This window comes from Paraperibacillus marinus, from assembly GCF_046237605.1.
Lineage (GTDB): Bacteria > Bacillota > Bacilli > Bacillales > DSM-1321 > Paraperibacillus > Paraperibacillus marinus.
Genome location: NZ_CP143542.1, coordinates 4,118,030 through 4,130,909, shown reverse-complemented (window position 1 = coordinate 4,130,909; position 12,880 = coordinate 4,118,030). Strand labels below are relative to the sequence as shown.

7 protein-coding genes are annotated in these 12,880 nt (G+C 45.7%); 5 read left to right on the top strand and 2 right to left on the bottom strand.

Annotated elements, in window-relative coordinates; translation table 11 throughout:
• Positions 1–34: 34 nt before the first annotated feature.
• Positions 35–1,705, bottom strand: a complete 1,671-nt coding sequence (locus V1498_RS20810; RefSeq protein ID WP_409296001.1) for a M14 family zinc carboxypeptidase — start codon at positions 1,703–1,705, stop codon at positions 35–37.
• 151 nt (positions 1,706–1,856) lie between these two features.
• On the opposite strand from V1498_RS20810, the gene V1498_RS20805 reads away from it, so the two are divergent.
• From V1498_RS20805 to V1498_RS20790, 4 genes are all read left to right on the top strand, one after another.
• On the top strand, positions 1,857–3,851 hold the full coding sequence (locus V1498_RS20805; RefSeq protein WP_409295999.1) for a penicillin-binding transpeptidase domain-containing protein: 1,995 nt from the start codon (positions 1,857–1,859) through the stop codon (positions 3,849–3,851).
• A 582-nt stretch (positions 3,852–4,433) separates the two neighbouring features.
• Positions 4,434–6,860, top strand: coding sequence for a SpoIID/LytB domain-containing protein (locus V1498_RS20800; RefSeq protein ID WP_409295998.1), 2,427 nt, complete (start codon positions 4,434–4,436; stop codon positions 6,858–6,860).
• A 31-nt stretch (positions 6,861–6,891) separates the two neighbouring features.
• Complete coding sequence (locus V1498_RS20795) at positions 6,892–7,176, top strand: hypothetical protein (RefSeq protein ID WP_409295996.1); 285 nt, start codon at positions 6,892–6,894, stop codon at positions 7,174–7,176.
• Between the two features lie 399 nt (positions 7,177–7,575).
• A complete protein-coding gene (locus tag V1498_RS20790) occupies positions 7,576–10,098 on the top strand; it encodes a hypothetical protein (RefSeq protein WP_409295994.1) in 2,523 nt (840 codons plus the stop codon).
• An 89-nt stretch (positions 10,099–10,187) separates the two neighbouring features.
• Here the strand turns inward: V1498_RS20790 and V1498_RS20785 are convergent, their stop codons facing one another.
• Positions 10,188–11,339 carry a polysaccharide deacetylase family protein gene (locus tag V1498_RS20785; protein ID WP_409295992.1) on the bottom strand — a complete coding sequence of 384 codons (1,152 nt, stop codon included), beginning with the start codon at positions 11,337–11,339 and terminating at the stop codon, positions 10,188–10,190.
• Between the two features lie 777 nt (positions 11,340–12,116).
• Here V1498_RS20785 and V1498_RS20780 point away from each other — a divergent pair.
• A complete protein-coding gene (locus V1498_RS20780) occupies positions 12,117–12,572 on the top strand; it encodes a hypothetical protein (RefSeq protein WP_409295991.1) in 456 nt (151 codons plus the stop codon).
• The last annotated feature ends 308 nt before the right edge of the window (positions 12,573–12,880 follow it).

Sequence of the window (12,880 nt, the reverse complement as noted above, 5' to 3'; positions counted from 1 at the left end):
GGATCAGCGGTTTGGGAAATAGGGGACTGTCCCCCTAGAATTGGGCGCGCTTGGCGGCGAGCCTGGTTTCGATGGCAGGGTAGAGCTTGAAGCGGTAGGACTGTTTGTTGAGTTCGTCGTATTGGGCAATGAGTGTGTCGGCGGCTTTGTGGCTGCCGGCGGCTTCGAGTTTTCCTGCTTCTGTGAGCAGGTTGCTGCGGTCCAGGGCGAATTTGCTGCCTGCATAGATTTTGTAGGCAGGGTTTGTGTATTTTGTTCCGTATAATTGCCGTACAAGTGTGCCGTACATTTCAGACTGTGCCTTTTTCGCGTTTGATACAGCGACGGCTGTCTGGCGGTGAAGCGCGGCATCGATTACCCCTCCGGTGAGCTTGGTGTCCTGCTGCGTGCTCAGGAGCTTCGCCTGTTCGCCCGCATAGATTCCCTTGATGAATTTAGCAGAATAATAGACATGACGCTTGCTCTCATCAAAAAGCGGCTTTAATTCTGCCTGATTCTTGGACGGAAGGGAAGAATATATCTTTTGCAGGGACGCAATCGTGCTCTTCGTCCGGGTGTACAGATCCATGAAGGCAGGATCCTTCTTCAGGGCGCCCGTGGTGGTTACATTCGTATAATAATAGCTTTTCAGCTTGCCGGCTGAATCGCGCAGGGAAGTCAGCTTTGTTTTCAGGTCGGCTGCCTTGGCATCCATTCGTGCCGTGTAGAGCTTCGCACTCTCATATCCCGCAAACAGCCCTCCAGCCTGGTTTTCTGTCCAGACACCGCTGAATTCTGAGACAGGCGGGTTGGTTTCAGTGTAATAAGGAGAAATCTCGACTGTAAATGCCGTTCTCAGCTTTTTCCGTGAGAACCAGTCGCTGAAGCCGGCGGCATTTGAGAAGTCAGTCGGCGTGTACAAGCGGTAGCCGGTCAGACTGTTCAGCTTTTTCGCCAGATTATAGTCGCGGGTCTTTCTTGTACCGGATTGTTCATAATTCCAAAATAGAATTTGTCCGCTGGTATGGTAAGATAATGCCATATCAAAATCCTTTGAATTCACAAGGCTCAGGACCGCCTTCACTTCTTTTGCGGTATGAGGCGCCGTGCCTTTGTAATCGCGGTAATACGGAGCGGACGGGCTGTCTGTGCCTGCCCATTTGGCATCATACTGGCGGTTCAGGTCTACGCCCTTGGCGTTTGACTTCCAGCGTTTGAAATTTTTGCTTCCGCCGTTCATTTTGATTAAAGTAGAATGGTAGGAAGCTGGAAATGCCGTCAGGCCCTTCTGCTGCAGGGTGACTCCGTCGGGATTCACCATCGGCACGAACCAGAGGGTGGAGGCATTCAGCACAGACCGTGCATTATAGCCCTTGATGCTGCTTCCGTTTACGTAAGCAGAGGCATATTTATCGATCATGTACATGTTCAGGTTGGTTGTCAGCCATTCACGGGCATGATGTGAGCCATTGATGAAGGCCTGGGCTTTCCCCTTGCCGAGTCCCACTGCATAAATATTGCGGCCGAACTCGGATTTGCCGATCACCTTTACCTGGACAAGGCCGGGATAAGCATTTTTCAGCTTGTAAATGTCTGTAATCATATTGGAGAAGGTGTACGTCTTGTAAGGGTTTACGATGGGTGCTGCCGCTTCGGCTTTGCCGCTTACGGACAGGGCTGAAAGTAAAAGGGCAAGTCCGATCAGTATCAGTTTAAATTTTTTCAAATGTAATCCTCCCTATTGTTGATGTTCTATGCCTCCTTTCTATTAAACTATAAGGCGACTGGCTGGAGTACCCGACAATGTATAGATTTTATGCCGGGAGGAACTAGGTTAAATAGCTTACTTTCTTAAAAACTTGATAGGAGGTTTTCTAATGAAATACATAAAGCTGGCACTCGGCTTCACGCTTCTGCTGCTCCTTGGTGCCTGCAGCAATGAACCGAAGCCTGAGGACCGCCTGGACAAATACGCAGATCTTTGGAATAAACAGGAGTGGGGCAAGATGTATGATTATCTCTCCAAGCCTGCAAAGAAGGAAATCAGCAAAAAAGAATTCACGGAGCGCTATAAGAAGATATATGAAGGAATCGGCGCAAAAGATCTTAAGGTAACCTACAATAAACCGAAGGAAGAAAAGGATCATGGAGATGCCAAGAAGGTCTCCCTTCCGATTTCGGTCACAATGGACACCACAGCCGGTGAAATCAGTTTCGGGGAAAAAATGCAGCTGAATAAAGAGGAACGTGAAAAGGAATCAAACTGGTATGTAAACTGGAATCCCGGTCTCATCGTCCCCGGCCTGAAAAAAGGGGAGAAGATCTCGGTCCAGGACCTGCCTGCTGTCCGCGGCGAAATATTTGACCGCAATGGCAAGGGGCTTGCCATCAATTCTGAGGTATATGAAATCAGCATGGTCCCAGGCGAAATGAAAGATAAGGAAGCCATCCTGAAGAGGGCCTCAGGGTTATTGAAGCTCTCGAAGGCAGAAATTGAAGCGAAGCTGAATCAGGACTGGGTCAAGCCGGAATATGGCGTGCCGATCAAGAGCATCCCGGGAGATCAGATGGCGCTCGCCCAGGAGCTTGACTCCATTCCGTCCGTCTATGTAAATGAAAAAACCTCACGTGTCTATCCGCTGAAGGACGCAGCCGCGCATCTTACCGGCTATATCGGTACAGCCACAGCAGAGGATCTGGAGAAACTGAAGGACAAAGGCTATACCGCAAATGACGTAATCGGCAAGCGCGGTCTTGAGGAGCTCTATCAGGACGAGCTGCGCGGAAAGCCGGGTGCGAAAATTGTGATCGTGAATAAGGACGGCGAAGAGCGGGTGCTGAAGGAAAAGGCAGCCGAGTCAGGCGAAAAAATCCAGCTCACAATCGACGGAAACCTGCAGAAGAAGATTTTCTCCCAGTACAAGGGAGATGCGGGCTCCGCGGCAGCGCTTCACCCGAAAACAGGAGAAACACTGGCGCTTGTCAGCAGCCCTTCCTTTGATCCGAACAAATTTGTGCTCGGCATTTCAAAAGAAGAACGGGAAGCGATCGCGAACAATCCGAAGAATCCTTCCCTGAACCGGTTCAGCTCGCTGTATGCGCCCGGTTCGACCATGAAGCCGCTGACCGCGGCCATTGCCCTTGAGAACGGGGTGGATGCGGGTAAAACAATGAATGTGAGCGGACTGAAGTGGCAGAAGGACAAAAGCTGGGGCAAATATTTTGTCACCCGTGTTCATGATTACGGGAAGCCGGTCAACATGACAGACGCCATGATTTATTCCGACAACATCTACTTTGCCCAGCAGGCACTTCAGCTCGGCAAGGAAAAGTTTATAGATGGCGCCAAAAAATTCGGCTATGATGAGGAGATGCCGTACAGCTATCCGATTCCAGATGCCAAGATCGGTTCGCTCGAATCAGACGTTCTCCTTGCCGACAGCGGCTACGGCCAGGGCCAGGTTCAGTCCAGCACCCTGCAGCTCGCAGCGGCATACACTCCTTTCCTCAATGAAGGGAACCTGATCAAACCGTCCCTGCTCCTGAATGATCCGGATAAAGGGAAGGTATGGAAGGAAAAAGTCATCAAGCCGGAAACCGCAGACTCAGTTCTTAAGATGATGAAGGGCGTTATCGATCATCCGCGCGGCACCGGGCACTCCGCCGCTTCCCTGAAGATCCCGCTCGCGGGCAAAACAGGCACCGCCGAGATCAAACAGAAGCAGGGTGAAAAAGGAACCGAGAACGGCTGGTTCGTCGTCACTGACACCGAAAACCCAAGCCTCCTCCTTGCCATGGTCGTCGAAGGCGTCGAGAAAAAAGGCGGAAGCAAGCATGTAGTGGATAAGGTGAAGAATATTTATAAAAAGTGATACACCATGCCCGGGGAGAGTACTAGTTTCCCCGGGCTTTGTTGTGCCTTTTAGCCGCGGGTGGCCGGGGGCATTCCAGTAGTCGATTTCGCGAGTAAATGCTCCGGTTTGGCTAGTAAATTTCAATATCGGCGAGTAAATGCTATTTTCGGCGAGTAAGCCAGCCAGTATGGCGAGTAAATCAAGATTTCGGCTAGTAAAGGTCTCGGTTTGGCTAGTAACGGGCATTTAACCCTCCATGGATACCGCTGCTGAAAGAAAAATGGATCTTTTTATTCAAAAAACAAGGCGGAGAAGCAAAAAATAGCCAGCCGCGCCACAAATCTACGATGTTCTGAACGCATCCACCTACATAACTGGAATATAAAGTAACAGATGGAAAATAGTAATACCTCTAATCTATTTTTATACTCATAAAGAACTATGAAGAACCAGATAAACGGTTCCGATAGAAAAAGAAAGAAGCCGGCTTTCATATCTATATAACTATAAATCTTATTGAACAGCTGATTCCTTTAGGATAATATTGGGTTATTAAATATTATCTGGAAATGAGTATATTAATAGAAAAGGGGAAAATGAGTGAAATCGCTGCATAAGTTTCTGTTCCTTGTCCTTGTTTTTGTTCTTGTTGTTTCCACGCTCCCTATTCTTTCGGCAAAGGCGGCTTCAGCAGAGCCTGTCATGCATGTTAAACTGAAAAACTATCTCGGCAATAAAACTTCGATTTCAGTGGTGCCCGAGGTTTCCTACTCTACCAATATCGGTGTCAAGCTGAATGCGAATGATACCTATACAGTCAAAGCGTCCGGCGGTAGCATCATCCTTTTAAAAGGAACAACGGAGCTTGGGCGCAGCACTTCCATAGAAGCTGTACCTGGTACAGGAAAGGGTCCCATTTCCATCAACGGCCGCTCCTATCTTGGAAGCATGAATTTTACCTATGAAAGCGGCTATGTCCGCCCGATCAATGCAATCGGGATGGAAGACTATCTGAAGGGCGTTGTTCCTGCAGAAATGCCTGCTTTATGGAATCAAGAAGCACTGAAGGCGCAGGCAGTCGCTGCCAGGACCTATGCAATGGGCTATGTGAACAGCACGCCAGATGACACGATCAGCAAGCAGGTGTATGGCGGCTATGCATGGCATCCGAACGCCACCCAGGCTGTCGATGCGACTAAGGGGAAGGTTATTGCCTATAACGGCACATCCATCGGCTCCGATGCTTTCTTCACTTCAAGCAACGGCGGGAAAACAGAAACAAACTCCAATGTATGGGGCGGGACGCCAAGGGCGTACTTAACCGTCCAGAATGATTCTTATGATCCGAAGACTCCATGGACACTCAGCATTCAAAAGAAGCAGATTGACACGGCAGCACTGGACCTCGCCAATGCAGATGCCTGGTGGCCTTCTGTAAAAGAAGCAGAACAAACAACTGAAATTAAGAATATCAAGACCTGGCTTGCATCAAACGGCTATGGAAGTGATGTCAGAATCACTGGTATACCAGTACTGTCTCTTTATGGAACCGGGACAGGCGGAAGGGTGACAAAAGGCGATATCACCATCACATACCTAACCAAATCCGGAGGCAAGGCAGTAGAAAACCGCATCGAAAAGAAAGGTGCCAACGCCTCAGCGATCAGAGCCATCTTCGGTTTGGACTTGATGAAAAGCTATCTTGTGAACACACAGGACTCCACGGGAGATAAATTTACCATCACCGGTGCCGGCTATGGCCATGGCGTCGGGATGAGCCAATATGGCGCGAAGAAAGCGGGCGATCTGGGAGTAACCTACGATAAAATCCTGAGTTTCTACTATAAGGGTACAACACTGATCACCGCCTACACCCCGGCGGGCCAGACTGGCTCGGCCGATGCAGATCCGGCACCGGTCATCACGGTTCCTGTTCCGCCGGCCCCGGCAGTCCCGGAGCCGCCAAAGGACCAGACTGCACCGGTCATCAGCTCTGTCACAGCAACTTATGATAATGAAACAGCCGCCCTCGGCTTTGCCATGGATGAAGCTGCAAAGCTGACCGTCAAGGTAAAGGATGAAGGAGGCGCCGTGCTCGCCGTGCTGGCAGACGGAGTGCAAACAGATAAAGGAACAAAGAGATTCACATGGAATCCAGCCCATGCCGGCAATGGCACATATACGTTCGCAATAGAAGCAGTGGACGGAAGCGCCAATAAAGCCGCAGCGGCCGTTTCGTTCCAATTGATCAAGAAAGATGCCGAGGCACCAAGTGTGTCTGATACAAGCAACTCCTATGACGCCAAGGCTGGAAAAGTATTTTTCCGCTATAACTTAAGCGAAGCAGCTGTCGTCACTGTCCAGGTAAAAGACATCAGGGGGAAAGTGATTTCCACTTACAATAAAGACGCTGCCAAGGAAGCAGGGACTCAGTGGGCTTCCTGGTATGCAGCCAAGGCGGCCAATGGAAAATATCTCTTTTACATCAAAGCAGCCGATGCTGAAGGAAACGAGAGCGAACTGAACATCCCGTTCACACTCAGCAAGCCAAAGGATACAGAAGCGCCAGCCATCAAGAGCATCAAGGCTGTAGAAAATTCTAAAACAAAGCTCGTCTCACTGAGCTACACCCTAAGCGAAGCTTCCAAGGTGACGGTTCAGATAAAGGATGAAAAGGGCAAGGTTGTCACGACCCTTGTGAATGGCGCGCAGCAGAAGGCAGGCGCACAGGCCAGAACCTGGAGCGCAGCCAAAGCGGCAGCAGGCACATACAGCTTTACGATCACAGCCACAGACAGCAGCAATAACAAGGGCACAGCCGTATACAAATACAGCAAGACCCAGACAGGCAAAGCATCAGCCAGCCTTAATGTCCGGGCACAGGCATCCACTAACGGAAAAATCGTCGGCAGCCTGAAAAAGAACAATACCGTCACCATCCTATCCAGAACCGGATCCTGGTACAAAATCAAATTTGGTAAAGGATCTGCTTATGTTCATGGGAATTATGTGGCAGGTGTAAAATAAAGAGGAAATAATAAGGGGAGAGCCGCATACAATGGATGCGGCTCTTTTTTTTTGTGGAAAAGGGGCGGAGCTGAATGGATCAATAGGCTTCGGGCAGATAGGTGAACATCAATTATCTTGCTGGCATTCATGCCCGCACTCTACTCCGCTCCACCGCCTTATTGTGTTTATTCCTGCTTTTGCCCAGGTTCCTTTCCATGTAAGGGTTGTGAGTGAAAAACTCATGTTTGAATTTTACGAGAGAGTTTACCAGTTACCAAAAGAGGGAAAGGGTGATGCATTTTCGCTCATACATAAGATGGAAATTATGGAATAGAGGTACTAATGTATAAGCCGCAAGCATGACCAACTATATGACTATTAAAAGGATGATTTTACCTCTATATCCAAATAAGCGAAAAGACTCAGAAAATTAGTTATTTACAAATGAAAGAATAATTGGTAATCTTTACTAAGATTAGTAATGGAAAAAGTGTAAAAAAAAGCTAGAAATTGCTAATTAATTGTATTATTATAGGTTTACAGGAACATTTTGGTGAAACAACCAAGATAATCCTGGTAATATTTCGTTCTAGTTGGAAGGGCTTATTTGAAGGGTAAGCACGAACGGTTAGTTCGAAAGTCACATAGGTTTGTAAGTGTTGGGGTTTTTATTTTTACCAAATACATAATTCCAATGCACACTTTTCATAATCGAAGGGAGAACGTCTACCAAATGAGTAAAAAGAAAGCTATTAAACTTGCAACAGCTACTGCAATCGCAGCTTCTGCATTCGCAGCAGTAGCACCAGTATCTCAAGCAGCTACATCTGTAGATGCTCAAATCAAAAAAGCGATCGATGCTTCTAACAAGCAACAGCTTAAAGCATTCAACGCTTACTACCAAGCTGGTCTTGCAGGACTAACTCCTCCAGCATCAGTTGTACAAAAAGAAATCGATGCAGCTAAAAAGCTTCACGCTACTGCCTACAACCTGATCAAAGCTAAAGGCGGCAAAAACAAAACTGCTTACTACACTCTTCTTAAAAAAGAAGACAGCAAAGTAAAATACGCAGTAAGCTACGTAAAAGCTATGTACGCTGCTGCTGCAGTTAAGAAACAAGCTGTAGCTTTCGATGCTGCTGAAAACGAAACAAACAAAGCATTGCTTCAAAGCAAAATCGCTGCTTTCAAATCAGTCGTTGCTACAATCTACGGCTACACAGAGCGCAACCTTCTTCTTAAGAACTATGCTGCTCCAGCTGAAGCTAAGCTGAAAGCTTACCTTGCTACTGCACAAGTAACAAACGTAGCGGTATCTTCTGCTAAAACACTTACAATCTCAGGTCTTTACCTGAACAACCTTAAAGCAGCTGACGTAACTGTTGAAGGAAACTCTGTTTCTTCAGTAACAGCTTCTGCTGATGGCAAATCTGCTACTGTAACTCTTGGTTCAAACCTTGGTCTTAACCGCGAGTACAACGTAACTGTTGCTGGTAAAGAATACAAATTAGCATTCGGCTTTGCGGTATCTTCAGTATCAGTCTTCACTACTCAAGTAGATGACGATGCTGCTGGCCAAGAAATCAAGTTCAACGTAAACGGCGCTCCTGCTGATCTTGACTTCCTGAAGAATGTTGCTGGCTATTCTGTTGAATTCCAAGCTGACAAATCAATCTTCACTGGAAATTCACTGACTTCTGCAACCGGAGAAATCGACGCTGCTGATGTAGATGTTGTGAACAACGGTTCATTCAACGTAAAAGTTGTTCTTACAAAAGGTGGAGAAGTTTACTCTTCAGCTTGGCAGAACATCCAAGTTAAGAACTTTAACGATACACCGCCAATCGGTTCTATCGTCCTGACTAACGATGCTAAAACAACTGCAACTGGCGATGATTTCGATATGAACAGCTCAACTATCGTAGTTGGCGAAACTGCTAAAGTTACAGATGTTCTATCCAACTCTGGAGATTCAATCTTTGCTACTGGCGGATTCGAATATTCATCTTCTAACGTAGGCGTAGCTACAGTGAGCACTAGTGGAGTTATCACTCCAGTTGCACCTGGTACAACTACACTTACAATCAAATCAGGTCTTCAAACTTATACTAAGACAATCACTGTAAGCGGAGCTGCACGTACTGTAAGCAAGCTGACTCCGGCTAAATCTTCTTACAATGTTGTTAAAGGCGCAACTGTAAATGTTGCTGTATCTGCAAAAGACCAATACGGTGATCCTATCGCTGTAGCTACTGGCGACGCAGTTGTTGCTGAAGCTTCTTCACTAGCTACTGCTGATGCAGCAGAATTAGTAGTGGGTGCAAACGGAAACGGAAGCATTTCATTCGCTGCTGGAACTGATACTGGTACATTCCCAGTTTACCTGAAAGTTGATGGAGCAACTCTTGCTCAATTCGACGTAGTTGTAACTGGTGAGTCTGTGGTAGCTTCTACTAAGATCGAATCTACAAGAAGCGCTCTTGACCTAGGATCTGCAGCTCTTAAATCTACTAAAGTAAAAGTTAACCAGTACACAACTTCTGGTGGATACGTTAAGACTCTTGACGGTACACCTGTTGCTAATGCTGCAACTGCTACTCTAGAAGGTTACACTCTAAGTGTACAAGATTCTCGCGTTGCTGACCTGACAGTTGTGTCTGGCGATGTTGAAAACGTTGTTGTAACTGGTAAGATCACTGGTTCTACTAAGCTGGTATTGAAAAATGCTAACGGAATTGACGTTGCTTACTTCGATGTAACGGTATCAGACACTACTGTTTCTGTATCTGACATCACTTGGAAGAACCCAGGCGTCCTTTCTACAGTAGGAAAAGTAGTAACTCCACGTGACGTATTAACAATTACTAATGTTGCAGGAGATGACATCGTTTCCGGTGTTGGTCTAACTAAGACTACTTCTTCTAAAGTACGTATCAACGAATTCACTAGCGGCGGATCTACTGCTGAAAATACATTGTACCTTGATGTAAATGACGATGCAGACTTCACTACTGGAGTTGACGTTGTTCTTGGAACAGTTGCGGTATCTAAGGATCCTCAATTTGCTGGCGCGGCTCTAAACACTGTTGCTGCTAGCACAGCTGCAAACGTTTGGTTCAACACTACTTCACCTGCTTACGGTGTACTAGATAGAGCTCTTGCTGCTGGAGACAAAGGTAACCTGATCTTCACATTCACTAAGCGTGGAGCTACAGTACCTGCAACTTCTACAGTTGTAAGTGTTGAAACAAAATAATAAAAGCTAGAGTGTAAACTCTGACTTTACTAAAGGCCCTGGTGGATTCGTCCGCCAGGGCCTTTTAATTATTGTTTATATGTTTTAATCTACTTTGGCCGAACAGAATCCATCACCTCATCACGATCAAAAAACCGGTCCATAATCTCTTTCTGCTGTTTCAACCCTATCCCGTCGATATGCACCCGGTCCATCATGGCATATTGAGTGGAAGTGGATAGATAAGGATTCGGCCCTACTGAGCAAAAGATATTAAATCCATCATCTTGTAACGCTTCAAATTTGGGATCTCCTGGCAAGACACTGCTTCCATAGGGGTAGATATAGATATTGGTTTTGCCAATGAGGGATTCTACTTCTTTTTTCCATCTTTCCGTATCATGACTCAGCGTGCGCAGGCCAACTCTTTTTGTATTCAAATGGCCATACCCGTGGGAGGCGAATTCCCAGCCGTCTTCCTTTAATTTATCAACCACTTTTTTCGCTTCATTTTTTTCATGAGCATAACGTTCGTTCGTTAATTCGTGAGTACGGTAACCGAGTATGCCTTCATAGCCGGTTAAGGCCAGGATTCCTTTTGCTGAGTTAAAGGAAAAGTCGGGATGCTCCTTCACGAAAGTATTGAGGATTGGAACGATTTCCAGGTCTCGGGAGATGCTTTCAGCTCCATTTTTATCTTTAGTATAGGAAGCAAGTTCACCTTCCTGATCGATTAGCAATTTATACGCATTTCCGTTTTCTTTCATATATTGATAGTAATTTAGGTCATCCACGGAGAGGATTAAGGGTTTTTTGTTTTTAGGCAGCTTTAGTTTCTTCTGTGTTAACGTAACTTTTCCATTGATTGTCTGCTCTTGAAAGAGGTCAGCCATTTTTATAAGCACATAGTTTTTTCGGTACAAGGAATCAATCATTTTCTTGAATTCTTTAACAGTCACAAAATAATCATCATACCCCTTAGCCATGGCATCCCCGTCAAAAGCTAATTCTGGATATACAATAAGGGGATGAAAAAAGATGTGCTCGATGGGTCCGTTGTATTCGAAAAGCTCTTCCTTTGGCTGTGATGGGGGTGGAGCGGGGGTGGGTTTGGGGCTTGGGGGTTTTAAATCCGGCTTTGGCACCCTTTGCTCCTCTTTACTATTGTTCCTTGGTTTGGTGGATACTTCTTCACGGTTTGAATGGATACAGCCCGCCAGATGGAAGCAAAGTAGTACAAGCAATGTTATAACCTTTTTCATTTCATTCATCACCTCATAAATCAACATGAGTTTTCTGCTCGCAGCCCCTGCATGGAAAGAACCTGTACCAGCGCAGGAACAAACACAACAAGGCGGTGGAGCGGAGTAAGGCGCAGGCAGGAATGCAGCAAGATAAATGATTTTTACCCATAGTTGTTAGGCCGTTTGATACATGCAGCTCCGCCCCTTTTCCACAGAAAACATTTGCAGCTGATTGTTAGATATATATTCAGCATGGACGTGGTGAATAACAATGCCATTGCTTTATTCCATGTCAGGCATTTAATATCCTGCTGAAATAGGGTAATTATTAAGATGAGGGTGTGCTCACATCTCTCGGCTGAAAAAAGGTGAAATAAACCAAGAACCCGCCAAATGAATGGTGGGTTCCTACTACTATACTAATGACCAGGGGGAGCAAATAACCATTCCTGGATGCAGATTTGCTGGAGATACCATGCGCATATTATTCACCGGTTAACCTTTTCAAATATTGTAAAATGGTGTATTGACCATTTCGGTTACCATCGTGGATACTATAAGTAGTACCTTAATCTACCATTAATTTACCAAGTTCTTTATATCCAACGCTTCAGGAACTAAACTTATTTTTACAAAAGAAAATAATATTTCATGTGTTTGGATATAGTAGTTGTTTTCCATCCAGTGTAATCAGTTGGAGCGGGGCGGGCGGTCAGAGCCTCCTCGTCTTCGGGGTCTTACCCTATTGCTTATCCTTATTTAAATAAAAGTTTCATTATATATGGAGGCCAAAAAATGCTGCCAAGAAAAGTTGTATCCGCTTCTATTTCCGGGGTTTTATTTGCTATATTATTAGGGTTTTTTCTGCGAAATTCTGCGGAGCCTCTTTATTTTTATTCTGTTTCTACGATGATTTGGGTTTATGTGATGTATAGCTTTCCTGTTATTCTGATTTATGGGGTGGTTACTTCTATTATAAGTGATAAGGCGGGACAGTATTTCTTGAAGAAAAGCGGAAGCAGGAAGCTGGAATTTGTGGTTTCCGGAATTCTTCATATCGGGTTTGGGCTTGTGTTTCTTCCCTACAGTTTAGGTGCAGCTATTTTGTTTTTTGTTACGGATCGGCTGCTGCAAAGGCGGGAAACAACTTTCCAATCGGTACAGGCAGTTAAAAGTCTGCTTATCCCCCTTGCTATTTGGTTTGTTTCATGGGGGATCCTCTGGACCCAGCATCTTATTTCTGTTAATTAAGAATGCTGAATATGAATTTTTAGAAAAGAGCTTGAAATAGTAGATGGGGGGAAGCGCTGTTAAAGGTGCTTCCCTTTTTTATATGGAACGCTATCCCGACTAATGTACCATTTCCTAAAAAATGTCATAGTGCTCTCTTCCTGACTTTACATAACCTTACCAATTATTTAACAATTTTGTGATTTAATGAAGTTATCAGTTACTTATACAGCATGAACGGAACAGGAGTGGATGCATGACCAGGTAGAGTGGCAGGATATCGTGAAGGATCTCGCTTTTGGAAAAATTATATGTGAGAGGGATTGTGG